Annotated in this window: 25 protein-coding genes; 11 read left to right on the top strand and 14 right to left on the bottom strand. The window is 47.5% G+C overall.

The genetic code is table 11. From position 1 onward, the window contains the following. Positions 1-15: 15 nt before the first annotated feature. Positions 16-948, bottom strand: a complete 933-nt coding sequence (locus tag EIM92_RS05780) for a LysR family transcriptional regulator (RefSeq protein ID WP_125085020.1) — start codon at positions 946-948, stop codon at positions 16-18. Positions 949-1,169: 221 nt separating this feature from the next. On the opposite strand from EIM92_RS05780, the gene EIM92_RS05785 reads away from it, so the two are divergent. Continuing rightward, positions 1,170-2,240 (top strand): YeiH family protein, encoded by a 1,071-nt coding sequence (locus EIM92_RS05785; RefSeq protein ID WP_125085021.1) that lies wholly within the window; start codon positions 1,170-1,172, stop codon positions 2,238-2,240. Positions 2,241-2,610: 370 nt separating this feature from the next. Further along, positions 2,611-3,804: a transposase gene (locus EIM92_RS05790; RefSeq protein WP_125081264.1), complete on the top strand. Its 1,194-nt coding sequence runs from the start codon at positions 2,611-2,613 to the stop codon at positions 3,802-3,804. A 158-nt stretch (positions 3,805-3,962) separates the two neighbouring features. On the opposite strand, the gene EIM92_RS05795 is transcribed toward EIM92_RS05790, so the two are convergent. Then, positions 3,963-4,715 (bottom strand): SDR family NAD(P)-dependent oxidoreductase, encoded by a 753-nt coding sequence (locus EIM92_RS05795; RefSeq protein WP_125081872.1) that lies wholly within the window; start codon positions 4,713-4,715, stop codon positions 3,963-3,965. A 218-nt stretch (positions 4,716-4,933) separates the two neighbouring features. Between EIM92_RS05795 and EIM92_RS05800 the strand changes: the two genes are divergently transcribed. Both EIM92_RS05800 and EIM92_RS05805 read left to right on the top strand, forming a co-directional pair. Further along, positions 4,934-6,235, top strand: a complete 1,302-nt coding sequence (locus EIM92_RS05800) for an NCS2 family permease (RefSeq protein ID WP_125081873.1) — start codon at positions 4,934-4,936, stop codon at positions 6,233-6,235. A 199-nt stretch (positions 6,236-6,434) separates the two neighbouring features. After that, positions 6,435-6,959, top strand: coding sequence for a hypothetical protein (locus tag EIM92_RS05805; protein WP_246021208.1), 525 nt, complete (start codon positions 6,435-6,437; stop codon positions 6,957-6,959). 196 nt (positions 6,960-7,155) lie between these two features. On the opposite strand, the gene EIM92_RS05810 is transcribed toward EIM92_RS05805, so the two are convergent. Continuing rightward, positions 7,156-7,476, bottom strand: coding sequence for an antibiotic biosynthesis monooxygenase family protein (locus tag EIM92_RS05810; RefSeq protein WP_125081874.1), 321 nt, complete (start codon positions 7,474-7,476; stop codon positions 7,156-7,158). Between the two features lie 179 nt (positions 7,477-7,655). Here EIM92_RS05810 and EIM92_RS05815 point away from each other — a divergent pair, with 179 nt between their 5' ends. Then, the gene (locus EIM92_RS05815) at positions 7,656-9,056 is read left to right on the top strand and encodes a sensor domain-containing diguanylate cyclase (protein WP_125081875.1); all 1,401 of its coding nucleotides are present in this window, start codon (positions 7,656-7,658) and stop codon (positions 9,054-9,056) included. A gap of 33 nt (positions 9,057-9,089) precedes the next feature. On the opposite strand, the gene EIM92_RS05820 is transcribed toward EIM92_RS05815, so the two are convergent. Then, on the bottom strand, positions 9,090-11,837 hold the full coding sequence (locus EIM92_RS05820) for an EAL domain-containing protein (protein WP_164515041.1): 2,748 nt from the start codon (positions 11,835-11,837) through the stop codon (positions 9,090-9,092). A gap of 239 nt (positions 11,838-12,076) precedes the next feature. Between EIM92_RS05820 and menA the strand changes: the two genes are divergently transcribed. Then, positions 12,077-13,021: a 1,4-dihydroxy-2-naphthoate polyprenyltransferase gene (gene menA, locus EIM92_RS05825; protein ID WP_125081877.1), complete on the top strand. Its 945-nt coding sequence runs from the start codon at positions 12,077-12,079 to the stop codon at positions 13,019-13,021. Positions 13,022-13,050: 29 nt separating this feature from the next. Here the strand turns inward: menA and EIM92_RS05830 are convergent, their stop codons facing one another. From EIM92_RS05830 to EIM92_RS05845, 4 genes are all read right to left on the bottom strand, one after another. Further along, positions 13,051-13,830, bottom strand: a complete 780-nt coding sequence (locus tag EIM92_RS05830) for an ABC transporter permease (protein WP_125081878.1) — start codon at positions 13,828-13,830, stop codon at positions 13,051-13,053. Next, positions 13,827-14,582 carry an ABC transporter ATP-binding protein gene (locus tag EIM92_RS05835; protein WP_125081879.1) on the bottom strand — a complete coding sequence of 252 codons (756 nt, stop codon included), beginning with the start codon at positions 14,580-14,582 and terminating at the stop codon, positions 13,827-13,829. The genes EIM92_RS05830 and EIM92_RS05835 overlap by 4 nt, the downstream gene beginning before the upstream one ends. 139 nt (positions 14,583-14,721) lie before the next feature. Next, a complete protein-coding gene (locus EIM92_RS05840; protein ID WP_125081880.1) occupies positions 14,722-15,264 on the bottom strand; it encodes a PadR family transcriptional regulator in 543 nt (180 codons plus the stop codon). Between the two features lie 105 nt (positions 15,265-15,369). Continuing rightward, positions 15,370-15,876, bottom strand: coding sequence for a hypothetical protein (locus EIM92_RS05845; protein WP_125081881.1), 507 nt, complete (start codon positions 15,874-15,876; stop codon positions 15,370-15,372). A gap of 215 nt (positions 15,877-16,091) precedes the next feature. Between EIM92_RS05845 and EIM92_RS05850 the strand changes: the two genes are divergently transcribed. From EIM92_RS05850 to EIM92_RS05860, 3 genes are all read left to right on the top strand, one after another. After that, entirely contained in the window at positions 16,092-17,012 is a 921-nt protein-coding gene (locus EIM92_RS05850) for a prenyltransferase (protein WP_125081882.1), read from the top strand. Positions 17,013-17,062: 50 nt separating this feature from the next. Next, positions 17,063-17,791 (top strand): DUF6081 family protein, encoded by a 729-nt coding sequence (locus EIM92_RS05855; protein WP_125081883.1) that lies wholly within the window; start codon positions 17,063-17,065, stop codon positions 17,789-17,791. A 239-nt stretch (positions 17,792-18,030) separates the two neighbouring features. Then, positions 18,031-18,219: a hypothetical protein gene (locus EIM92_RS05860; RefSeq protein ID WP_125081884.1), complete on the top strand. Its 189-nt coding sequence runs from the start codon at positions 18,031-18,033 to the stop codon at positions 18,217-18,219. Between the two features lie 83 nt (positions 18,220-18,302). Here EIM92_RS05860 and EIM92_RS05865 read toward each other — a convergent pair whose 3' ends face one another. Then, complete coding sequence (locus EIM92_RS05865) at positions 18,303-18,434, bottom strand: DUF4023 domain-containing protein (RefSeq protein ID WP_125081885.1); 132 nt, start codon at positions 18,432-18,434, stop codon at positions 18,303-18,305. A gap of 172 nt (positions 18,435-18,606) precedes the next feature. On the opposite strand from EIM92_RS05865, the gene EIM92_RS05870 reads away from it, so the two are divergent. Then, positions 18,607-19,611, top strand: coding sequence for a Gfo/Idh/MocA family protein (locus tag EIM92_RS05870; protein WP_125081886.1), 1,005 nt, complete (start codon positions 18,607-18,609; stop codon positions 19,609-19,611). A gap of 575 nt (positions 19,612-20,186) precedes the next feature. Here the strand turns inward: EIM92_RS05870 and EIM92_RS05875 are convergent. Continuing rightward, a complete protein-coding gene (locus EIM92_RS05875) occupies positions 20,187-21,407 on the bottom strand; it encodes an IS256 family transposase (protein ID WP_125081887.1) in 1,221 nt (406 codons plus the stop codon). A 449-nt stretch (positions 21,408-21,856) separates the two neighbouring features. After that, the gene (locus EIM92_RS05880; protein WP_125081888.1) at positions 21,857-23,143 is read right to left on the bottom strand and encodes a Gfo/Idh/MocA family oxidoreductase; all 1,287 of its coding nucleotides are present in this window, start codon (positions 23,141-23,143) and stop codon (positions 21,857-21,859) included. Between the two features lie 130 nt (positions 23,144-23,273). On the opposite strand from EIM92_RS05880, the gene EIM92_RS05885 reads away from it, so the two are divergent. Beyond that, positions 23,274-24,098, top strand: a complete 825-nt coding sequence (locus EIM92_RS05885; RefSeq protein WP_125081889.1) for a helix-turn-helix transcriptional regulator — start codon at positions 23,274-23,276, stop codon at positions 24,096-24,098. Positions 24,099-24,195: 97 nt separating this feature from the next. Here the strand turns inward: EIM92_RS05885 and EIM92_RS24105 are convergent, their stop codons facing one another. The 3 genes from EIM92_RS24105 to EIM92_RS05895 form a co-directional block, all read right to left on the bottom strand. Continuing rightward, positions 24,196-24,537 (bottom strand): sensor histidine kinase, encoded by a 342-nt coding sequence (locus tag EIM92_RS24105; protein WP_246021210.1) that lies wholly within the window; start codon positions 24,535-24,537, stop codon positions 24,196-24,198. 55 nt (positions 24,538-24,592) lie between these two features. Next, positions 24,593-24,751 carry a hypothetical protein gene (locus EIM92_RS24110; protein ID WP_246021212.1) on the bottom strand — a complete coding sequence of 53 codons (159 nt, stop codon included), beginning with the start codon at positions 24,749-24,751 and terminating at the stop codon, positions 24,593-24,595. Positions 24,752-25,000: 249 nt separating this feature from the next. Then, the gene (locus EIM92_RS05895) at positions 25,001-25,777 is read right to left on the bottom strand and encodes an alpha/beta fold hydrolase (RefSeq protein ID WP_125081890.1); all 777 of its coding nucleotides are present in this window, start codon (positions 25,775-25,777) and stop codon (positions 25,001-25,003) included. Positions 25,778-26,336 lie beyond the last annotated feature (559 nt).

The raw sequence follows: 26,336 nt of genomic DNA on the forward strand, positions 1-26,336 counted from the left end.
AAGGAAGTGCGTCGCTTATGCCTGGTCGTGGAGGGAAAGCATGTCGCAGGGCAGCTCCGCTGATTGCTGCTGTTCCTGAACCTTCTGCTGAAACATTTGTACCGCCAAAGTGAGGGAGCTGTGTTTGTTGCGAATAACAGACAGCTCCCGCTTCATAGCCGGTCCGCTTACCGCAAGTTCTGCGAGATCTCCGTTTTGAAGCTCTTTACGAACCGTTAGGCGGGAAAGCACGGCGATTCCCAGGCCTGCCGCCACTGCTTCTTTAACGCCTTGGCTGCTGTTGAATACATATGAACGCTTAACAGTTAATCCGTTCGCTTCCAGGAAATGATCGCTGAATGCGCGCGTGCCAGAGCCGGGCTCCCGAATGATCCAGTTCTGATCCGTTAAATCCGCCGGGGCTATCGTCGCTAATGAAGCTAGTGGATGGCTGGAGGCTGCAACAATAATCATTTCATCCTGCATGTAGGGAGTAATGATTAAATCCGGGTGGTTGTCTACACTGCCCTCTACGAGCGCCAGATCAAGATCGTTGGTTCGAATTCCAGATACAATTTCCTCCGTATTGCCAATGGTCAATTGCAGATCGACCTCTGGGTATTGGGTGGCAAACTTAGCTAGCAATCGCGGTAAAATATATTCTCCAATCGTAAAGCTCGCGCCGACCTGGATCGATCCGGATACCACTTCATGCAACAGATGAATTTGCTGCTTGGCTTCCTCGTACAATCCTAGGATTTGCTTGGCCTTACGGTATAATATGATCCCTTCCTCCGTCAATTTTACTTGCTTTGGTGAACGCAGCATTAATTTCGTGCCAAGCTCGTTTTCCATATTTCGAATATGCTGGCTTACGCCAGGTTGGGATAAGTTTAGAAGTTCTGCGGCCTTTGAGAAATGACGTTGTTCGGCAACCGTAACAAAGACACGCAGGGTGTCGACGATCATATTCACTTCCCCTTTCAATAACTCCATTGTAGCTTTCTTCGAGATGACTCTCAATCTGTTCACTTCAGCTTAAATATTTTCAATGATATATCATAACATTTTAATCATTAATTTTGCTTATGATGAAGATAGCAGATCCGTATTTCACTTCCGGCGCAGGGCAATTTATAGTTAAACATAACAGCGCTGGATTTGACCAATACGATCTTGGAGTGAAGATGATGGCACAGACAGTACAGTCACAGACCCAAACCGTACCGTTCAAACGGAGGCGAGGCCCCGGATTTGTGCATGGAGTCGGATTAACAGTACTGCTTGCGATAGCGGCGAAATATTTGTCTTCTCTGCCGCTATTAAGCGTAATGGGACATCTCGTGATTGCTATTATGCTAGGTTTAGTTTGGAGAGCCGTTATCGGTGTACCAGAGTACGCTGCTGGCGGCATTTCCTTTTCCAGTAAGAAACTGCTTCGTTTCGGGATTATTTTGCTCGGTATGAGGCTTAATTTACAAAGTATTGTTCAGGCGGGTCCTAAGATGTTTACGATGGCTATCATTCATATTACCTTTACGATCGCAGTCGTTTGGGGGCTAGCTAAATGGCTGAAGATCCCGGGTAAGCTCGGCATTCTAACGGCGTGCGGAACTGCAATCTGCGGGGCGGCTGCGGTTGTCGCGATAGCGCCGCAAATTAAGGCAAAAGATGAGGAAACGGCTATTGGGGCCGCAGTTGTTGCTATGCTAGGTACGCTATTCACTTTGATTTATAGTCTAATATATCCTGTGATAGGATTATCCGCCCAAGGTTATGGGGTACTCTCAGGGGCTACCTTGCATGAAATTGCCCATGTTATCGCAGCAGCCGCCCCTGCAGGAAACGAGGCTGAAGATATCGCAGTCGTTGCCAAGCTGACACGGGTAGCTATGCTTGTGCCTGTCTCTCTCCTACTGGGCATGTGGATGAATCGAAAGGAACGGAGAGAGAATGAAGCAGTAGGACAGACGGAGGTCGAAGTATCCCGTCAGTGTTCCATTCAGATCCCTTGGTTCATTCTTGGATTTCTGTTGATGAGCGGGGTGAATACGCTGGGGATTATTTCGGAACGTGCATCGGGAATAATTGTAGCAGTAGCCTACATGTTGATTGCCGTTGCTATGGCTGGGCTGGGCCTAGGCGTGGATGTCGCTGTGTTCCGCCGATTAGGGATCAGACCTTTTTGGGCCGGGCTAATCGGGTCGATCGCATTGTCGGTGCTAGGTTATGGATCTTTGTATTTGTTGAATTTGAATTGAGGATTTACAGATAATATCACGTGCTATTTCTTTTTGTTATTATTGGAATTTTAAGAAAGTGTCCTCTGTAGAGATGATCTCTTTAGTGGAAATGTCCACTGGTAGCGCACGATATTAAATCATGTCTTTCTCTCTCCTTCTTTTTTGAGCTTTTGAGCGGAGATAAATCAGCTTTTTCAAAATAAAAAATCGAGTAACATCATTCATTTAAGATGCACTCGATTTTTTATTAATGATTTATAATCGAGCATTTTGCATTAACCTGAGCCCTTGCTAGACAAAGGTTTTCAAACATAAAAAAAGGACTTCACCCCAACTTGGAGAAGTTTTCAAGTGACAAAACAAGAAAACCCAAGGGGGAGAAGTCACTATGTATATTCTACAAGAAAGTCTATTTTCCTTTGAAGAACTTCAAAAACTTGAATTTAAAGAACGTTTGCCTATCTTCTTCAGCGCCCTGGACTTACGGCCATATGCTAAAGAATTGAGAAGTCATTCACCCCGAGGTGCCGATGGGCACTGCCGACAAGGGATTCTTCGCGCATTGCTTGCAGCGCCGCTGGAGAACATGGATACATTTAGCGGCTTGCATCGTCGTCTGGATATGGATCTTCGTTTCCGTTACCAATGCGGACTCAGGCTTGATCGAAAAGCTCCATCAATCGCCACATTAAGCCGCGTTTTCACTGAGCTAACGAATAAGGGATTGGCAAAACGTCTGTTTGAGGATCTCGTCACACGCTGTAAGCAGGAAGGAATCATCGATGGAAGTCACGTGGCGATGGACAGCGCAGCGATCCATGCCTACGAGAAGAAACAGCCGAAGCGCAAAAGTGAGCTGACGGGGAATGCCAACTGGGGCGCGAAGTTTGACTCCTTTGGTAACAAGGTCAAGTGGTTCGGCTATAAGCTTCATCTTGCTGTCGACACCGCTAGCGAACTGCCCCTGGCCCTCTCGGTTACACCGGCTCATGTCAATGACGGTGATCTGGCACCCGCTCTTATGGAACAAGTGGCTGCCGATGCGAAAGTGAAGTTCTTTGTGTTTGATGCTGGGTATGACCAACTTAAAAACTATGAAGCGGCACGGAAGCTCAAAGCGCAAGCGATTATCCCGATGAATCTTCGCAATGAGAAGGAACCGCCTGCAGGTATAACATCTAACGGTACACCTTGCTGCTCCATGGGTTTTGCCATGACATACTGGGGAGTAGATGGCGATCACCTGAAATTCCGGTGTCCCCATGCGACCGGCAAGGTGGATTGTCCGCTGGGGATGGCAGCCTGTTCATCTTCCAACTATGGAATGGTGCTCAAGGTTGATACAAAAAGCGATTTGCGCCGTTATTCAAGTCCGCACCGGAACACGAAACGTTGGCAAGAACTTTACAAAGAAAGAACGAGTGTAGAACGCTGCAACTCCCGAATGAAAACCTATTTGACCGCAGACGCCATGCATGTTTGGGGCATAGAGAAAGTCATAACTCACCAATATTTAAATGCAATTGTATTGCTGGCTTCTGCCCTGGCAATGGCTCAGAAATACAGAAAAGTCGCTGCTTAAAATTTTGAATGCGCAGAAAATTCTGCAGGTCTGCCCATTTTTGAAAACCGAGTGGATTTAGCTGAAAATGCACCACCAACTAGGTCTAGGTTCTGCTATTCAATTCTCAAATAGGGAATTATGCAAAATGCTCAATCAGGAATTTTTAATACTCATGTTTAGCCGTTCATCACGCTGCCGCCATTTGCTCCTAGCACTTGGCCCGTGTAAATATTAGCGTCGTCCGAAGCGAGGAACATTACCGATCTGGCGATTTCCTGAGGGAATGCTAACCGGCCCAGCAGATTCCGCGAATCGTGCTTGTGTTCGCCCTCTTCCAGCGAAGAACGGATATCGGAGAAAGTTCCGCCGGGAGCGACTGCATTGACGAGTACGTAGGGGGCCAGCTCTTTTGCCAGTGATTTGGTCATGGAAGTAATACCACCCTTTGCTGCGGAATAATGGGCGAGCTCGGCTCCGCCCTGGTTGGCTAAATCAGACGTGACGTTGATTATTTTTCCTTCCTTTTGTGCCAGCATTCGGGTCGCTGCCTCACGGGAAGTATAGAATGCACCGTAAAGGTGGATTTTAAGCATGCGATCCCAATGCTCGTCGGTCATCTCGGTGATTTTTACCGCTTGAGCAATGCCCGCATTGTTTACCAGGATGTCCAATCTGCCGAATTGTTCGTCAATCGCTGCGAACATTTCTTTAACCTGGGCTGAGTCGCTGACATCAGCATGGAATACCTCTGCGCGAACTCCGTAGGACTCTGCCTGACGCTTGACATCAGCAGCTTCCTTGTCATCACCGTAGTAATTAATCATGACATGAATACCGGATTTAGCGAACTCTAATGTAATTGCTTTGCCGATTCCCCGGCTTCCACCCGTAATGAGGGCGGTTTTTTGTTGTTTTCCGTTGCTGGTCATAGCTTGACTCCTTTTGTTCAACTTCTATTCTAGATCGAAGGACCTAGCAGATAGATTTAGATATTATACTATATTATTTAGTGAAATTGAGAGTATCTTAACCGCAGAGTGATCTGGTAGCTTGACGAGGATCGGGGTTCGCAGGAGAATAAAGGATGTTCAAGTTAGCTAACGATTAGAGTAGAGTGTTTTAAGACGAAGGGAGAATTATTTTTTTCATGAACAAGGCATTGGATAAATATTTCAAGCTGAATCAGCATGGCACAAATGTAAAAACCGAGGTGCTGGCAGGCATTACAACCTTTCTCGCTATGGCCTATATTCTGGTTGTGAATCCGGCGATCCTTTCTGCAGCAGGCATTCCATTCAATCAAGTCTTCATGGCCACCGTCATTTCCGCGGTGATCGGTACTCTCTTTATGGCTCTGTTTGCCAAGCATCCGATTGCCATCGCACCGGGTATGGGGCTTAACGCTTACTTTACGAGTGTAGTTGCTTCGACGGGTTTAACTTATCAGACCATACTCGGTACGGTTTTTATAGCAGGGCTCCTGTTCCTCTTGTTGAGTCTTACGCCGCTGCGGGAAGCACTGATACGGGCGATCCCCGATTCGCTTAAGTTCGGAATTACAGCGGGGATCGGCCTGTTTATTGCTTTTCTCGGACTACGGATGTCAGGGATCGTGGTTGCAAATCCCGATAATCTGGTTACCTTCGGGGATTTGCATCGTTCGGTTACACTACTGACGATCTTCGGTCTGTTCGTGACCTTGATTCTGTTGGCACGTCGGGTTACTGGGGCGCTATTTATCGGAATGGCGCTCACTGCGTTGGTTGGCTATTTCACGGGTCAGTTGTCATTCGACGGGATTGTGTCGGCCCCGCCTGTGCCTGTGTTTTTCGATATGGATGTGCCTGGTGTCTTCAGCCAAGGGCTGTATGCGACGGTGTTCGCCTTCCTGCTCGTCACGCTCTTTGATACGACCGGGACATTGATTGGTGTAGCGGAGCAGACGGGGGCGATGAAGAACGGAGAATTTCCGCGGGCTAAATCCGCATTACTGGCCGATGCGACGGCTACGACCGTTGGTTCTCTGTTTGGGACAAGCCCGACGACGGCCTACATTGAATCCACTACGGGCGTAGCGGCAGGGGGGCGAACTGGACTGACCTCGCTGGTCGTAGCTGTATTGCTGATGCTGTCCATGTTTGTTTCTCCGCTGGTTGGGGCTATTTCCTCGCTGCCAGCGATCACAGCTCCAGCCCTGATTATTGTGGGCTGTTTCATGATGGAAGGGCTAGCGAGAATTCAATGGAAACAATTTGATGAAGCCTTCCCGGCTTTTGCTATCCTACTGATGATGCCGCTCACCGCGAGCATCGCCACAGGTATTGCCGTTGGCTTTATTACTTATCCTGTTCTTAAGCTAGCTTGCGGGAAGGGCAAGGAAGTTCATCCACTGCTCTATATTTTCGGGCTGGTGTTCATCGTTCAGTTGGCGTTTTTCCCGGCACATTAAAATATCGGCTAAAAAATTGTCATCGCTTTTAACATTATTGAGACCCTTTTGCTGCCGCTGAAACATATAATTAAGATGAAATTATTTAATTTAAGTTTGAAAGACCTAAGAATGGTTATAAAAAAGGTATAGACCTATATGTCTTTATACTTATATTGGATGATTTTCATCTCGAAGACCGGAAAGGCGGGAGCGCGCAATGATGAGAAGATGGTTGGCCGTATTGATCCCTTTAGCCCTTATAGTCGTTATGTCTTCGTTAGGAACGTCCAGCTCGGGTGCTGCAGAACAGGAGTATACGCCGGTGGAGCGGACTTCCGATACCAAAGTTGTGTATATCGAGCAATTGAATACTCTAGCGGACGGAAATGTGCTGTTCGTGGATGAAATCGAATGGTATGAAGGGGAAGAAGCAGAGCAGGCATTTCTCGAGCATGAGCCGGACGCAGGGATAGACGGGCCACCGGACGGTTACTACATTGTAAATGAAGATATCAAGCTAACGAGTTACAGGATCGCAGAAGATGTTAGAATCTTTATGCAGATTTATGACCGTACAGGAAATATAGAGGATATGGATATCCGTTGGAATGAGCTGGTCACTATGGAGCAATTTAAGGGCATTGTCCAGAACACAGAATGGATCGACGTCAAGGATTTCCCCTATCATATTACCGTGAAGGATGGTACCGTTGTGCAGATAGTACAGCAGTACATTCCATAATAGCTAAATGGACTAAGAAATAAAGATACCGCCCTATCCGCTGAAGCGGATGGGGCGGTACTGTATATGCTGGTGCTCAGCAGTTCAGTGGCCGATGTTCGATAGAACGCGATGGAAGAAGTAATAGACATGCCGCAGACAGAGATGCTAAGCAATAGATATGGTCTGCGATGGTTAGGCTGCTGCGAAGTTGATGCTACTGAGCAGGCCCTTTGACGGCTTTGACTTCGTATGCGGCATGCGCTGAACTGAGCACGTATTCAGGCCTGCCTTGCTGTCTTTGTCGTCGGTGGCCTTCGATATGTACATCGCTCTTTTCCCAAGCTTTCCAGTGGGCCTCCGATTCCCAACGAATGAGGATTTGGATTTGCTGTTCTCCCTTTCTTGGCTTTTGGACGAGCACGCTAAGATCTATAAATCCAGGAAATTTCTCAATGGCACCTTCTCCGCTAAACTTTTGCACGATTTGATCCTCGAAGCCTTCTTTGATGGTGATCGTTTTCGATTCAACCCACATATCCTGTCACCTCCAATTTCAATAATGAACGACAATCTCTATCCACATTCTATTGATAATAATTATCATTGTCAATAAAATTCATTTCTAAAAGAATCGTCTAGCAAAAAAATACTGATCGGGTATACTATAATTTAACACGTAGTTCATTATGCCTATTCAAGGAAAGAGTGAAGTGAATGCATAAAGAAGCTGAACTAATTCATCAAAAAAATATATTGATGCTGAAAATATTATGGGGATTTTTCACAATTGCTAATATTATTAACTTGCTTGTGGAAGGGAAATTAGCGCCGGTATACCCGCTTGCCGGGCTCATCCTGTTAACGCTGCTGACCGGCGTGGTCTTGCAGAAGCGCTGGCCCTCATTTACGATGATGCTGACGGTATGCTTCCTCTTTGTATTTTTCTACTTTTTGATCACAGGAGATCCTTATTTACCAAATTTTATATTTATGGCGCTTGCCCCTCTTCTAAGTTTATTCTATCATGACTTCCGGGCAGTACTCCTATCAGGGATTTTGTTCATCCTTTCTTCAATCTATTATTTCTTTGCTTACCAAGACGTACTTTTTCCAGGTTTTCAGGGAAGGGAAGTATCCTACTTAATTTCTTTTGGTGCTTTTATAACGGTATTTTCGATCATTCATACAAGGCTTACGCGGAGTTTATGGCGCCGTGCAGGGCAGAGTGAGGAGCGATTGAGAACGATATTGGATAGCGTGTCGATCGGGATCTGGACGTTTGATTTAAGCACGATGCAAATAGAAGTTTCGGATGGATTCGAACAGTTGACGGGATTCTCTCCGAAGGTGTTTCAAACGAATTCGCAGCAGATTAATGAAATGATCTATCCTGAAGATAGAGAGATATTTAAGGAATTTCAGCAGGAGATGATTTTCGGTCGGAGCAGCGCAATATGCGAATATCGCATCGTTTGCCGTAACGGTACGGTGAAATGGGTGCAGAACCGCGGCATGCCGTATTTCAACCATTTAAATCACATGGTGCGCTTGGAAGGCGTTATGATCGATATAACTGATCGGAAGCAGATGGAAGAGACCATTGAGCATCTTGCTTATCATGACGAACTAACAGGGCTGCCGAATCGTACGCTGTTTAGCAAGAGGTTTGAGGAATATGCAAATCAGGGAAAGTTTTCGCTTGCGATTCTCTTTATTGATTTGAATGATTTCAAGGAAGTGAATGATACCTTTGGGCATGATGCCGGAGATTTGCTGCTAAAGGATATTGCGGGAAGGCTGACCAGCATTGTCCGCGAACAGGATATGGTATGCCGCCTTGGTGGGGACGAGTTTCTGGTGCTGCTTGTGGATATAGATGAGAGCCGCGTTGTTAAGGTGGCTGATCGAATCAAGGCGAGTCTGTCTGAAGGATACTTGTATCAGGGCTATCGGCTCACCGCCGGGGCAAGCATTGGCTTCTGTGTGGCACCGAGCGGTACAGGAGATTTGGAGGAAATGATCCGGCAGGCGGATGAAGCGATGTATGGTGCGAAGAAAAGTAGAGTGCGCCAGTATTTATCGCAGCAGGAGAAGGTAGCTTCCCATGAAATATAGTGAGTAAATCATAATAAAATGACTCCCGTACTATCACGAGGAGTCATTTTTAGTTTGTTTCTGATGCTGTTTAGTGTTCTCTACTCCATCATGGTCTAACCAGCTTCCGTCCCAATGCTTTACGAACTGAGTGAACTCCTCCTCCCGCAGCGGCTTGCTGAATAAATAGCCTTGGAATTGGGCGCAGTTCAGGCTTCGCAGATAGCGGAGCTCTGCCTCCGACTCGATTCCCTCGGCAACGATGCCAAGCTCCATATGGTGGGCAAGCGCAATGACAGCACGAACGATGGCTGATTTCTTCGGATCATGGGCTAGGCCTTGAATGAACGACCGATCCAGCTTGATCTCGTGGATCGGCAGCCGCTGGAGCTGGCTGAGGGAGGAGTACCCGGTGCCGAAGTCATCCATTGAAATGGTAATTCCCATGGCACGCAAATCAGCCATCACTTTAATGACATATTCCGCACTCTTGATCAGCGAGCCTTCGGTGATTTCAAGAATAAGGTCCTGAGGGTCAAGCCGGGTCTTTGTGAGCACGCGGGAAATCATGCTGATCAGATTGCCTTGATAGAAGTGCCGTGCTGAAAGATTCACCGCAATTGGAAAGCGCGGCAGTCCCTGTTCCTGCCATGCTTTATTCTGACGGCATGCCTCCGTCACCACCCATTCATCGATGTCCATGATGATCCCTGATGTCTCCGCGAGTTGGATAAACTTGTCGGGAGGCACGAAGCCATACTCTGGATGAATCCAACGAATCAAGGCTTCCGCTCCGCTGATGCGGCCTGTTTTGGCATCGATTTTAGGCTGATAATATAATGAAAACTGATCGTTTAAAAGAGCACTGCGTAAGCCATTCTCCAGCTTCATATTTTCAGAGAGCTGGTTCTCGATCATCCGATCGTAGAAATGATAGATACTATTCCCTTGCTCCTTAGCTACGTACATAGCAATGTCGGCATTGCGCATGATCAAGTCCAGATTGTCTCCATCGTAAGGATATATACTGATTCCGATGCTTACTGAGACGTATAGAGCGACATCACCTATGATGATCGGTTCATTCAGTGCATCGCAGATAGCTTGAGCCGCTTGCTGAACGGAGGTCGTATCGTTGTAATGATACACAAATACGAATTCGTCTCCGCTAAGCCTGAATACCCGAAGCTGATCGGAGATCAGCGGGGAGAAGCGGGAGGCTACTTTTTGCAATAGAATGTCGCCTGTCTCATGGCCGAGAGTATCGTTGACCTGCTTAAAGCGGTTTAAATCGGCAAACATGACGGCAAAGGAATGATCCGGGCCGTAGTGCATCCCTAGGGAACCGATGTATTCTGTGAAGTGCAGGCGGTTTGGCAACCCGGTCAGGCCATCGTAGTATGCCAGCTCCTGCAGCTTCTTCTCGGATTGCTGCAGTTGTAAGGTCTGTTCCTGAAGTAACTGATTGCTCCTGAGCGACTCTTGGAACATGGTTAGTAGTTTATTCGTCATTATTCGGAAATTCACGGTAAGCGAACGGATCTCATATATTCGGCTCTCCGGCCATTCCAGGTCGTGCAGGTGATAGACTTTGTCCGGGAGCCCGGTCGTCACATTAGCTAGCTCGGATAGCCCCCGAACGAGGCGACGGGTAATCCAACGGCTGCCAATGGCGGCCGCGATCATAAACAGCAGCAGATATATGAATTGTGTTAAATATTGGCCGTAGATCTGCTTTTGGTACGGCTGCAAGGGTACCATGACGTACACAATAAAGGGGACTTGCTTCAGCGTCGTCCCGTAAATATAGCTGGCTTCTTGCCATTCCTGATTGGGCAGCAGCCGCAGGCGTTTCTCAGGCATATGCAGGTAGAAATCACCCTGAATGATTGAGTTGTTAGGCAAGGGCAGAAAATGACTTAAGGAATACTGTTCCTCTGACTCGCTATCCGCTACGATTTGTTTATGCCGCGGGTCAAACACAACAATATGATAACCTCGGTCGGCTGCAAAGAAATTTACGATGCGCTGCAGCTTCTCGAGCTGGATTTTCCCAAGGTACTCACTATGCCCCATATGGCCCGTATGCTCCAACCTGCGAATATCCTCCGGGCTCCAACGATCGAGCTCATTGGCAATGCTGTTAGATGTATGGAGAGCGACTTGCAGAGAATTATAGCGTACAGAGTCATATGTATTCCTGCTGTTCATGAGAAGGTAAAACACGAATGGCAGGGCAATAGCCAAAAAAATAATATGGTAAAGCAGTTTATTTAAATAAATGGGCTGCTTCCGGGAAGCTTCGCGTAGGTGAAAGTATTTACTCGGAAGATACTCCCATACCGCATCCGCCAGCAGCACGTTGAATAATCCGTTAGATATATAAATTGCCGCCATCATCCAAATTTCGATGGAAATGGCACGATACGAAAAATAGTATAAGAGGAAGAAGATTGGGAGACCGACGGCTATCCAGAAAATAAAGTCTGCTCCAATCGTTGTCCTGAAGTTTTTTCTCAAGTACCATGAAAGACAGAGAAAGACGATTTCTAACCAAAGAACCCCTTGAAAGAGGGGATTGCCCCAAACAAAGATGGATATAGCATACACCAATGTCGCTGTACATAGCCCCAAGCCTATGCCGTATATACGGGTAAGCAGAAGCAGCACAAAGTTCGTAAACACTAGCGAGATGCCAAAGATCAAGTGGAGGGGATGATATTCACTGACGAGTGCCAGTCCGAGCCCCGCTAGAAAGATGATACTTGTTGTATAAGAGAAATATCTTCTTCTGGTCATCATGTCGATCCTCCTCTGGAGGAAATGTAATCCGTAATACCTACATTTCGTCATAGTTTGAGGAAAACCCTCTTTTTAAGAGGAAAAGCAGCGGCAAAATCGCTCGAATTATTAGGACTATAGAATGAAGAGGGGCGTGTCAATGACTTATAGAACAGCATATATTTAAAATATGAGATATCATCTTTTTAAAGACTAGAGGCAATTTAATCACACTATAGATAGTCCAAAGGGTGGTACTTATGGCGATTAAAAAATTCCTGAAGCTGGTGGAAATTCAGACGAAGGTCGCAAGCATGATTCCTTTCATTTTTGGCACGGTCTATGCCTTATTCCGTTTTGAGCAATTTAATGCTTATCATTTCATGTTAATGTTGATTTCCCTGCTTAGCTTCGATATGGCAACGACAGCGATTAATAACTATTATGACTATCGGAAGGCAGTCAAGAAGCATGGTTATGGGTATGAGATTCATAATGCGATTGTGCAGTACAATATTAGGCCGGCGGTCGTGGTCGCAATTATTGCAATTTTGTTGACATTGGCGATTGGCGCTGGCATCGTTTTATTTTTAGAGGTTGGATTACTTCTGCTGTTGTTAGGTGGTTTGTCGTTTGCCGTAGGCATTTTGTATTCTTTTGGGCCCATTCCGATCTCGCGGATGCCGCTGGGGGAAATATTTTCGGGGCTGTTCATGGGTTTTGTCATTATCTTTATTTCGGCTTACATTCATGTAGGGGATCGATTTGCTTCCTTGACGCTGGCAGGAGGGGTTGTTACGCTGCAAATACAGCTCGTTGAGGTCATTTTGGTCTTCCTCATTTCCATTCCGGCGATTCTCGGTATTGCCAATATCATGCTGGCGAATAACATCTGCGATATGGAGGATGATATCGAGAATAGACGATACACGCTCCCCGTCTACATCGGTCGGTCGAAGGCCATTGTCCTGTTTAAAATACTATATTACGCAGCTTATCTGGATCTGATCGTGCTGTACGCGCTTCGCGTTCATCCGATTATTGTTGCGCTGGTTCTCCTGACACTCCTCCCTGTTCGGAAAAATGTCAAGCGATTCGCTGATCAGCCCACAAAGCAGTTTACCTTCGGCTTGGCGGTGCAAAACTTCATAATGACCAATGCCGCCCGCATCATTGCTCTTGGTGTAGCAGTGCTTATGATGTAGTCGAGCGGCATCTTTCAGCAATTCTGAAGCTAGGATAGACTGCTATTTGTAGTCTGCGTCCTCTTTCTTCTGCGCGAAGGAGCTTCACTGTCCCAACGGAAGGTCAGCACTGCAGCTCCTAGGCAGATGGCGGTAAAGCCTGCCAAGATCAGCAGGGATAACCCTAAGTCTGCTAATACACTCGCTTGCGCTTGGGCCAATGCTAGGTTCATGGCTTTCACGAAATAGTGAAAGGGCTGGAGAGATCCAAAGATCCTGATCCATTCAGGAGCCTGCTGTAGGCTGTAGAAAGCTTCGCTCGTAAATAAAAGCGGAAAACTGATTAGATTAGAAATCATATTGACGTTACTCTCGTCCTTAGACAGATTAGCCGCAATGAACCCGAGAGCCGTGAAGCACACAGTCCCGACCAGGAGTACGATCAGCATGAGCACTAGGTTTAGGGGACGGATACTAACTCCAAGCATCAGCCTACCCGTAACGATGATAACGGCGCTAACGATGAGGGATAGGATGGTTCTGGCGCCAGTCATAGCAGCTACGAAGGTGGTGGTTTTGAAGGGAGTAGCTCTTAGCAGCTTATACACGCCGCGGTTGCGATGCGTCATTACGTTAAAGGCGGTAACCATCGTAGACCCGAATAACACGTTCATCGTCAGTACACCGCTAAGCAATTTTTCCGAATAAGCGGGCTGCTGCAAATAGAGACCCAGGCCGATCAGCAGTGCGATTGGAAAGGCGATTGTCCAGAATAAAGTATGTATATCCCGCAGCATTCCCCGCAGCATCGTTGTCAAAACAGTAATCATACCGAATCCTCCTTTATCCAGATTTCTGGTGCAAATTCTGATCGGGACTCCGATAGGGGTTCCGTTAATTGAACATATAGTTCCTCTAAACTAGCGGCTCCGTAATTGCTTAACAACTCCTCAGGACGCCCGTCTACCTTCAATACACCTCCGTCAATCATCACGATGCGCGTAGCCAGTTTGAACACTTCTTCCATATCATGCGATGTGAATACTACCGAGGTTCCATCCTGCGCCAGTGAAATAATGAGCTCTCTTATTTCGCGGCGTGCCCGAGGATCCAGCGCTGCCGTCGGCTCATCAAGAAAGACAAGGCAGGGGTCATGGACGAGGGTCATGGCAATGGCTAGCCTCTTCTGTTGTCCTCCGGACAGGCGGGAAGCATCGGTCTTGGCGGCGTCTTTGAGGCCGCAGCGATGGAGAAGGTCCAGTATGGCCTCAGTCTTTAGGCGTACGCCGTAAAAGGCAGCGAATAGTCGCATATTTTCCAGTGCGTTATAGCCAGGAAAGAACGGAGTCGTTTGCAATTGCACACCGATATGGCGATACGGCTCCTGACACCAGTATGCTACGGTGCCTTTGTCTGGACGGCGGAGTCCTAGCAGCATATCGAGTGTTGTCGACTTGCCTGCGCCGTTCGGCCCGATGATTCCCACCACTTCGCCGGGATTGATCGTTAAGCTGATGTCGTGAACGACGCTTCGTTTTCGATAGATTTTGGTTAGCCCCTGCGCTTGAATTAAAAAGCTCAATGAACTCACTCCTTATTCAATATTATATATCCAATGTTGGGTATTTGGGTGAAAAAATGGCCTGCTATCCCGTGATGAACAGGTACAGTAGGCAAGAACGAAAAGAGCAGTGAAGAGCAGGCATTTTGCTAATGTCGGCCTAGGAACCAGCTGACCTTTTCTGTTCCATTAGCTGAATAATGCGTTTTACATATTGAATATCCAGCTCCAGTAAGGCCATGGCGTTGTCGAAGGAGGCTTCGGCAAAAGGAGAAAGGCCGTATTGTCCTTTAATTTCTCTGCCGACATGCCATAGCTCCAGCGTCTTTTCTAATTGCTGCAGATTTTGCTTCAGCAGGCTAATGGCTTCCTCCGGTGGAAGCTGCTCGATCCACATGAGGCCAAGGGAGAAGTCCGATTTGACGGAGTGGGGGGACAAAGTCAGGGATTGCCGCAGCATGTGCTGGAACATTTCCTCGCCGGCGTCGGTGATCGCATATATTTTACGCAGGCGTGCACCCGTCCGCTCCTCCGCTTCCGTTCGCAGGAGACCGTCCTGCTCCATTTTATTGAGCGCGTAGTAAATCGAGCCCGACAATAAATTCGTCCAGGTGTCCATCCGGCTGTTCTGGATAAGCTGTTGGAGCTCGTACCCATGCATGGGCCGTTCGCGCAGCAGGGCTAGCAAGATCAGATTAGTCACCTTACCATCATCCTTTGTCATCTATAGATGTCATTAGATATCCAACGTTGGATATATGTACTTTGAGCAGATTATATAAGGGATCTAACCTTTTGTCAAACTTCTTTAGAGTTTATTCTTTTTCGGGGCAAACATGATTCCAGCGCCAATCGCAATTAGGGCAATCGCGAGCACGGGCTGTCCGAATACCACACGATTATACAGGGTCCCAAAAGCTATCATTGCGAAGAACATGAGAGACAGGACACCAAGGATGTTGATTGGAACCAGCAACCATTTGTTTCGGTTTCCGAACCAGTAGAATTCAAACAATCCGACCGCAGGAGCGAGAATGAATCCGGGCCACAGGTATCCCCAGCTATCGAATAAAGTGGAGAGCTGGCAGACGATGCCGACCGTGAACAGAATACCTCCGGGGATAAGCAAGCCGGTTCCACGGCGCTCGGTGAGGGAAAAGTACATCCAGTGAAAGAATAGTCCGAGCGGAATGATGAACAGTGTAGGCCAAAAATTGCCGAACAGGCTGCCCATAGACACCGCCTCTTTTTGGAAGAAAAACAAGTAAACGCCCGCTAAAATCATTAACGGTCCAAGCCAAGACATACGACGCATATAGGTTCTCCTTTACATATGTATTGAATTACGATTAGCATACTATATTTATTGCTCCTCATCTTCGGTCTCTGGGGAAGAAAGAAACTGGACTTTAGTCTAGCAAAATGGGACATGCACAAAATTTTACCGTAAGCAGTACAGGAATACATCCGGTATAATCGATAATGGTGGATTGGATTTATTATAATATATGAAGGAGTGTGAGGTGGCGGGTGAATAAATGGACTTTGTTCAGAAAGGCATCCCGGTTTCAGGTCATTCCCGTTATGCTTATTCCTGTTTTTCTTGGAGCGCTGGGCGCTTATGTCTGGAAAGGGGAATTTCATCCGGTACTTTTCACCATTACATTGATTGGCGCAGGGGCGGCACATCTTTTCTCGAACATGATCAATGATTTGTGGGACTACCGAAACGGGACGGATACGGCGGCCAAAAATACACCGGAGGCGATTTCCACCAATTCTGGATTTCTTGCCGGGGGGATCATGTCAGAGCAAGCCTTTGCGAGGCTAACTTGGTCTTTGCTAGGATTGGGCGTGCTCTGCGGTGTCGTTCTTAGCTTGTATAGCGGCTGGCCGGTTCTCGTATTTGGTGCTCTCGGTGGGCTGATTGCTTATTTCTATGTGGCGCCCCCGATTAAATTCGGGTACCGCGGCAAAGGCTTTAGCGAGCTGGCGATTTTACTGTCATTTGGGGTACTGCCGATCATGGGATCTTATTATGTGCAAACGGGTGATTTGAGCTGGCGTTCGGTGCTGTTGTCGCTTCCCATCGGTTTGTTGACGACGCTGGTCCTGTTCAACCATCACTTTTTGCATTGGCAGGCGGACAAGGAAGCGGGCAAAAATACGCTGGTCGTCGTATGGGGCGAAAAGCGAGCGCTCAGCTTCTCCAAAACGCTGCTGATATTGGCTTACGCATCTTTATTGTTATGCGTTGGAATGGGCATACTTCCGGTATATGCGCTGGCCGCACTGTTAACGGCGATTCCGATCTACCGCGTCTATGGTCGGTTGCAGGAGCATAATGCTCCGGCCGCTTATTTGCCGTTGATGGGCGCTTCGGTAAAGGCTTCAATACGCTGCGGCTTCGTAATGATCGTGGCTCTTTTGATTCAGGGGATTCTGCAATAATTAGGATATTCTAATTCACAGAATAACATTAGGAAAGTGAGAGGATATAAATGGACAAGCAGCGGATCATTGGCGACTTTCATACAATTTTAAATGAAGGACAGGTGTGGAAAATCGGCGGGTTCCCACTACCGGATGGCTCGTTCTGGGAATACCGTGAGCCGGATGCGGTCGTCATCGTACGTAACGGCCTCCTGTATGTTCGCGCGCCGCTCAGCCGGAAGCATGATCATGTGCAAATCTTGGATAATGCGAAGCACATGTACTATTCCGTGGAGGAAATTGAAGTTCCGGAGAACGGTGAAATCAGCTTTGAGCTGGATATGCGGGCTCGCACCCAAAATACGGTGCCGGGCGATCTTTATGACGGCTATGTCTCCTTGAATCTTTTGGATTTCACGACAGGAGCTGCGCTCGACTTTTTTGCTGGAAATGATAAATATGCGAGTGTGTATGCAGTTCTGCCGTTCCCGGGCGTCGAGGTGCCACCGAGCGATAAGACGCGCTTCTTCTGCGTGTTCAAAGAGGATACGGATTTTAAAGCGCGGGAGTTCAACAATTACAAAATTACGTATAACCGCGGCGAGGACGAGGTCATCTTCTATTTAAACGGCAACGAGATTCGCCGGGAAAAAGGAGTTCCGATTAAGTTCAATAAATTCACGATTGCTCTTGGTATTATGACGGAAAAGGATCTGACGCCCGAAGGCAGCGTATCTGTACACGGACAGACGGTGATCGCGGAGTATTCTCCAGTCAAGGTAACGATCAAGGAATAACTCGCTTCGGATAACATTAGAATTCACATTGCTGAGGCTTCCAACGCTCGATGCTTGACGTTAAAATGACGGACTTGACGGACAACCACATCGTAAGCGATAGTACGCCATAAGCTAGGCCGCATAAAACAACCTCCGATGTCGAACTCTAAATGGAGGAGACAGCCGAGCATTCGGTTCCTTACTTAATCATAAGACATCTCATTTAGAAAACATCTCATTTAGGAGGCGTATAAACCATGACGGATCGCAAAGATCGTAATATGGAACTTCGTGAATCAGCGGGGAATGGCAGCAGCAATGGACAGAACCAAACCATGGGAAACGGCGGCGAGGGCGGTAATGGTCGCTTAAGCCAGTTCAAGAACCATAATACGCACGGCGGCGACGTTCCAAATGAGTATATTGCCAGCGAGAAGCGGAAATAGCTTCCTTGCTTGAACTGTATCTGCGCAAATAGTTAAAGGGCCATTCTCAGCGATTTTCTGAGAATGGCCTTTGCCATGTGCACTTATTTTTGCGTGCTATGCTGCTTAGTGGATAGTTGTCCAGCGGGGTTGCCTTTGCCGTGCCGTTCTTTGTTGCGGCGATCTTTTTCTTGCTTATCATGCATTTTTTCGACGAATTCATGTGTACTGTCCATTTAAGCCAGAGCCTCCTTTGCTGCAAGGTCGTGCTGCTTCTAATACTATGTCCAAATTGGAGGATTCCCATGTTGGCTCGATCGTTTATTGCCTGGTTTCTCGTTGTGTTTGGATATAGACCGGTTGTACAATGGGGAGAGAATAATGCGCTTACAGGAAGGGGAATATACGATGAATAAGAAGCTTCGATATGGAATACTCGGGTGTGCAGGGATTGCCATCAAAGATGTGATGCCGGCGATTCAGAAATCAGAGTACGGCGTTCTTGCCGCGGTGGCGAGTCGGGATTTGGAGAAGAGTCGGTCGGTAGCGGAGCAATTCGGCATAACGACAGCTTATGGCAGCTATGAAGAGCTTATTGAAGATGCGACGATTGAGGCCGTATACATCCCACTCCCGAATCATTTACATAAAGAGTGGGCGATTCGTGCTATGAGGGCGGGTAAGCATGTGCTGTGCGAAAAGCCGATAGCGCTTACCAGCGAGGAGGCTAAGGAAATGGCGGCCGTCGCGAAGCAAGAAGGCGTCGTTCTTGCCGAGGCCTTTATGTACAGGCATCATCCGCGCTGGAAGAGAATTCGGGAGATTATTGAGAGCGGGGAGCTGGGCGAGCTGCGGTTGATTCGTGGCGCGTTCACCTATAACAATGCAGAGGATCTAGATAATATCCGGTTGCGGCCGGAATGGGGAGGGGGTGCGCTTTACGATGTGGGTTGCTACCCCATCAGCGCGGCTCGCTTCATTCTCGGGCAAGAGCCCGAGGCAATTACTGTGCACGCCCAGTTCTCCGATAAGCATTTTGGCGTGGACATGATGGCAGCTGGAATACTGGAGTTTGCTGGCGGCCTGGCGCTAACCTTTGATTGTGGCATGTGGACCGAGCATCGCCAACTGCTGGAAATCGTCGGCAGCGAGGGGCGCATCGATATCCCGCATGCTTTTACTGTAGGGGATGATGAGGACGCCTCATATACGGTTACGGTTCGTGGCGTAAGCCGGATAGAGGGGCATGAAGACAAAGCCGATCCTTATACCATGGAAGTGGATGATCTGGCCAAAGCCGTATTCGGGATACAGCCGAAGCTTTTTTCTCCGGATGATGCCGTTCAAGGCATGCGCGTCCTGGAAGCGGGGTTGGCCTCAGCACGGGAACGACGCCGGATTAGTTTTAAATAGATTCAGACTTATTGGCATGTTGGATGAACGAATGCCCTAAGCACGGAAAAATTATCTACCTTAATGCTAGCTAGCTATTGGTACTTATCCAGCGGCGTGTTGATTTCCGTGCCGGAGATGACGAAGGAAGTGAGAAGGCATCAAGCAGGATCAGGATTGAACGGAAAGAACGGATTGAACGGATAGAACGGAAAGAACGGATAGAAATATATTAAGTAAAAGTTGCAAGTTAGCGGGAGTAGAATGTTAGTAGGATTAGGATGTTGCGGAAGTTGAATGTTGCAAGTTAGTGGGGGTGGAATGTTGCGGAAGTTGAATGTTGCAAGTTAGTGGGAGTGGAATGCTAGTGGAAGTTGAATGTTGCATGTTAGTGGGAGTGGAATGTTGCGGAAGTTGAATGTTGTATGTTAGTGGCTCAACTTTCGCAGCTTGAAATCGGCAAATAAGCCTTGATGTAACTGGGCAAGCCAGCGATCCATTGCTGTAGTTGTGTTTGAATGAGTGTTGTGAGGGTCTGTCAAGAATTTTGTGTAAACGAATGTAGAGGGTGATGCTTAGAGGGGGACTCCGCCCCCCTACCTCAAGTGCTGACCCACGCGATCAGGGAAGAAAACCGAAAACTGTAGCAGCATTTGTCCCCAGTTCTGAACACGGCCCGTCCATTTCCGTACAACGTCCATTGTGGATAAATACAGCATTTTAAGGAGAGCCTCGTCGCTCGGAAAGATGCTTTTGCCTTTTGTCACTTTGCGCAGTTGACGGTGATAACTCTCGATCATGTTCGTGGTGTAGATCAACTTGCGAATTTCCGGCGGGTACTTGAAGAATGTAGCGAGCTCGCTCCAGTTGTTGCGCCAAGAACGGACGATCAGAGGATACTTTTTGCCCCACTCCTCCTCAAAGCGATCTAGCTCCACAAGCGCCGCTTCTTCGGTTGCTGCTTTGTAGATCGGCTTCAGATCGGCAGTCACCTTCTTCAAGTCCTTGTAGGACACGTAGCGCGTTGAATTACGGATTTGATGGATGATGCACTTCTGAATTTCTGTAGCGGGATAACAAGCGCTTATCGCTTGCGAGAAACCGGTTAGATTATCGACACACGTAATGAGAATGTCTTGTACGCCGCGGTTTTTTAACTCGTTCAAGACATTGAGCCAGAACTTGGCCGACTCGTTTTCGCCAATCCACATGCCTAGGACGTCTTTATTCCCGTCCAGATCGATGCCGATGACCATGTAAGCCGCCTTGTTGACAATAGCTCCGTCTTGCTTCACTTTGAAATGAATGGCGTCGAGAAAGACAACGGCATATACGCTCTGTAGCGGCCGATTTTGCCATTCCTTAACCATAGGGATAACCTTGTTTGTCACGTTCGAGATCAGTGTCGGGGAGACTTCGATGCCATACAACTGCTGTAGATGATCTTGAATTTCACGCGTGCTGACGCCCTTCGCGTAAAGCGCAATGATCTGTTCCTCAATGCCTGTGACATTGGACTGATGCTTCTTCACCACAAGCGGTTCAAACTCGCCCAAGCGATCACGGGGTACGATTATTTCTTGCTCACCATACTCACTGACGACAGTTTTCTTGCTTTTGCCATTACGGCTGTTTGACGTTGCTTTCGCCGTGATGTCGTGCTTGGCATAGCCCAGATGTGTTTCCATCTCCGCTTCGAGCATCTCCTGGATTGTTTCTGCAAACAGGTTCTTTAATGCGTTTTGAGCATCCTGTGCCGTTACCAGATTATTCTCTTTAATGAAGTCGCGCAACTGTTGTTTCGTCCAAAGTCCCATGTATTCTCCCAACCTTTCTATTAGTTCCATTTTAATAGGTTTTGGAGTTTACACAAACTATTTTACAGACTCCATGATACATTAGCTTATGGTGATCATCTACTCATAGATCAATAGTACATTTACATGAATCTATACCGAATCTGATTTGATCTGATCTTATTTCTTTACTTTGCTAGTAGTAGTAGCAGTAGTTAGTCCTAGTAGTTAGTTTTCAGCTAGACCTAGCACACAGAATTATCGCATACAAGCGTTATCTCGCCTAATAATACACCCCCCACACTCCCCACACAAAAGCCCTCCCCATAAAAGCCCTCAAGCCCTCGCCGCAGTGGTTACAGTGAAGGTCCTACAGCGAAGGCTCTTCAACGAAGACTCTTCAGCGAAGGTAGGCCCTTCAGCAAAGGCTCTTCTGCGAAGGCTCTTAGCGAAAGCTCCTAAGCCCCTCTCTATACCTGAAACAAATCATCGATCTTCACCGGCTGTCCGGTGCGGATCGAGCGGTTGGCGGCAATGCCCGTCATAATGGACAGGGCGCCGTCGATATGGGAGGCAGCGCGATTGAAGCGATCCTCTTGCTTCTTCTCGAAGAGGTCGCGCAGCATAACAGGATCTCCGCCGCCGTGCCCGCCGGAGGCTTGTTCGACTTCAACTTTGTAAGGCTCCGCAAAATGAGGATAGACAACAATGTCTAGGCCCTCCAGCGCACCTTCGTTCTCTTTCTTGCCGCCCGAATTGACGTAGGATTGTTCGGTCACCCGCACCTCCATACGCCCTTTCGTGCCATTGAAAACGATGATGAAGCCTTCCCACGGCAAATATGCGTTCAGTGAATAATTCATGACGGTCTTATTCTTGTATTTCACCATCACGCTCATCGTATCTTCAATGCTGATGTTATCCCCGAACACACTTTGGTCGCGCTGATACCCATCCTCATGCTCAGCATCCAGATACAAGCATTTCAAATGCTCGTTTCGATCCAGGTGCAGGGCAAAAGGATCGTTCTCGGCAGCCTTACTACCATAGGCACGCTGATAGAACTCGGTCACTCCGCGCTTCTCGGCATTTTCTTTGCCGTAGAAGCGCAGGTCGCCCATCGCGAATACGGTATCTGGCTTGGAATCGAGCCAGAAATTCATGAGGTCAAAGTGATGCGTAGATTTGTGCACGAGCAGCCCGCCGCTATTACGTTTATCGCGGTGCCACCTGCGGAAGTAATCGGCTCCGTGCTGCGTGTTCAGCAGCCATTCGAAATTCACGGACAGAATTTCACCCAGCGTTCCATCCATAATGACTTCGCGGATTTTCGTATTATGTGGAGCGTAGCGATAGTTGAACGTGACGCGCAAATCACGGCCCGTCCGTTCGATAGCGTCGAAGATTTCCTGGCATTTTTCCTCGTCCACGGTCATTGGCTTTTCGGAAATGACGTCACAGCCTAGCTCCATCGCGCGAACGATATATTTATGGTGCGTGCGATCAATCGTACAAACAAGCACATAGTCCGGCTTTGTTTCCTCGATCATCCGGTCAAAGTCTTCCGCTTTGTATGTCGGTACTTCATGATAGTTGTATTTGTCCTTCAACAGCTTATTCGTGTAGTTCATTCTCGTCTGGTTGACGTCGCAAATGGCTACCAGCTCCGAGGTTTCCTTATACGTAGTAATTAGCTCACTATAGAAAAATTCAGCCCGGCCTCCGACACCTACGATGACATACTTTTTCTTGGACAAGGTGATCACTCCATTTACATTGGTTTGAATCTATCTTATAGTATATGAAATGTAAAAATCTAAGCGTTTCTTAGTCATTTTGTTATAAACTATGCATATATTATCCTAATTTAGCAGCGAGGGATGTTGAATGGATACTCTGCCTTTTTTTGATGTCGAACAGATCAAGCGAACCGGGACATTCAATATGGACTCTGATCATTTTCATGAAAGCTACGAAATCTACTATTTGCTGTCCGGGGAACGATATTACTATGTGAATGACCGGATTTATGCGCTCCAGGTCGGCGATCTGTTGTTCATTAACAAGAATCAGTTGCACCGGACAACGAGCAAAGGCCGCTCTACGCATGAACGGATCTTGATCAATTTTGACGATGCATTCATAGAGCCGCTGCTTGAGCTGGGGGCTGGAGAGCTGCCGCTGTTTCAGGGAGAGAGCTTCCTGCTGCGGCCGGATGTGCAAGAGCAAGGGCGGATTGTAGATATTCTCCATGCTATGCTGGACGAGCAAAAGGAAGCTGCCATGGGATATATGCCATATTTGCAGGCGCTGATCCTTCAGCTGCTCATTTTGATCGGCCGCATACGGGAGGCTGCCCCGGAGCCTGTTCTGCCCGAGTCTAGCGAGAAACAGAGAAGGGTCTACCGTATTCTCGAATATTTGAATGCTCATTACGCGGAGCGGTTGACTCTGCAAAGTATTGCGGAGCATTTCTACATCAGCGAGACATACTTATGCCGCATTTTCAAGCAGACCACAGGCTTTACCGTGATCGAGTACTTGAACTATGTACGTATTCGGGAAGCTCAGACGCTATTGAAGGAGACGGAACACAGGATCACGGCTATTGCCGATAAGACGGGCTTTGATAGCATTGCTCATTTCGGGAGAGTGTTCAAGCAGATAGTCAAGCGTTCCCCGCTGCAGTACCGCAAACAGAATAAAGTGTAAATCCAGGGGACACACGACCTCTACCCAATTTAAGTTAGACGGGTGCAAGCAAAGTTAAACAAATTGACGCCCCAGTTAAATTCAAAGAGCAGCATGATTATTCATGCCGCTCTTTCTGTACGGGGAGAACTATCTCAATCAGGGTGCCCAAACCCGGCTTGCTGCGAATCCGGAAGCTGTACATGTGGTTGTACATTAGCCGTAGTCGTTTGTTCGTGTTGAACATGCCGACATGTTTCGTCCGCTCTTCATCCGATTCGAGCCGGCGCTGGATTTTCGCCAGCGCTTCGGGGTTGATGCCGATGCCGTTGTCGATGACGGCGACGCGCAGTTGCTCCTCATTGCGCATAAATTTCACCTTGACCAGTCCCGGTCCTTCCTTTTCCTTAATGCCGTGGTAGATGCTATTCTCCAGCAGCGGTTGCAGGAGCAGCTTCATCGTGTACCGTTCCGTAATTTCCTCCTCATATTCGAAAATTACATCAAATTTATCCTTATATCGTTTCTTCTGAATATTGACATAACTGATTGAATTGGCGATTTCCTCCCCCCCAGGTGACCGATTTCGTCGGGTTGCTGAAGGAGTATGAGAGAATATCGGCTAAATCCTCGATCATCTCACTTGCTTTATTGGGTCGCCCTGTTAAAGCCATCGACTCCCAATACACGGAATGCAGGGTGTTATAGAGGAAATGCGGGTTGATTTGCGATTGCCCCAGCTATCATGAATGCGGTAGAACTTGGCCTGAGCAACGCGGGAATCGTGGATGACAGTATTGCGAACAACTCCGAGGTTCAGAAGGTTGGAGGACATTATTCAAAAGGTCCAAGAACCCCAATCTGTGAATCCAGCCAGACAAATCTAAACCTCGCCAAAGGCGAGGTTTTTGGATTTGCCAGGACTATGGGCTGCAGTGACCGAGGAATTGCCGAATTAGCCTGTTTAATGTTCTTGCTGCTTTTGTAGGGATTTGATGGCCCATTTGTTGAATGAAGACAAGCTCGTTGTTCGGTAATTGCTGATGAAGCAGCTTAGCGTAGCGGTAGAACGCTTTGTCCTTCTCTCCGTAAATCAGCAGAACAGGATGGGAGATTAACCTCAGTTGGGGGGTACAGTTATAACCCAGGCTATATTGATAATACTGTTTGGCATTTTTGGAATCTCCTTTTTTGGCATCGTTATATAATACCCGAATCAGGGGCAGCTTTGCTCTCGCTTGCCTCCAGGCAATAGTTAGGGCGAGGGCTCCGACCGCACCCGCACGGGAGAGAATGGAAGCGAGAAATATCTTGCTCCTTAGCTTGGTATCGCTGACTTCCGACATTCCCCCGATCACAATACCGCCTAATGCACGCTCAGGATAGGTTAACAGGAATTCAAGCACGATGGAGCCGCCTGTCGAATAACCGCATAAACAAGCCTTGTCGATTTGTAGCTTATCTAGTAAGAGCTTGATGTCTTCGACGATTAATGGGTAAGTCACGCTTTCATTGGAGGGCTCGCTCTGGCCGTGGCCTCTGATATCGAAGGCGATGGTTCGAAAATGGCTCGACAACTGCTTGATTTGGTATTTAAAATTTTTGCTTGTTAGCACTGGCGGATGGATGAACACGATGGCTGTTCCATTTCCCCGATCCATGTAGTGCATCTTGTAGCCATTTATAACGGATTCAGGCATGGGCATTCACCTTTCTCGAAGGCTGGTCACAACTCAAACCACTGCCGATTTATAGGTAATCTAAATTAATGTTTCTCTACATATTATTAGTTATTCATGAATATCGGCGAGGCTTGATGAATTAAGAACTGCACTCGGATGAATCTAGAACCTCAGTCGGCGTCAGTCGTTTTTATGAAATTGTAATTTTATATTTAATGAATGAAGCTAGGTATCACTCCATGACTCCGCACGTGATTAGCTGTGTTGGTTGTATTTATACACCAAACTATGATTTCGGAGCTTTGACACATGGGGGCATAGCTGTATTAGTTGTATTTAAATTAAGTTGTCTATAGCGATATGTACAATGAACTGGATTCCCTGTAGGTAAAAGAGGGGATTAAGGGAGTTATGCGTGAAAAGCGGGTTCTAGTTACATGAAATCCATCTAATTGGGGGAAATCGGCAACGAACTATAAATAGCTACACGGAACCCATCTATATCCAACCACATCTTTCCACACCTATCTACATCCAACTACATCCAACCACATCTTTCCACACCTATCTACATCCA

The organism is Paenibacillus lentus (assembly GCF_003931855.1).
In the GTDB taxonomy this organism is placed as follows: Bacteria; Bacillota; Bacilli; order Paenibacillales; family Paenibacillaceae; genus Fontibacillus; species Fontibacillus lentus.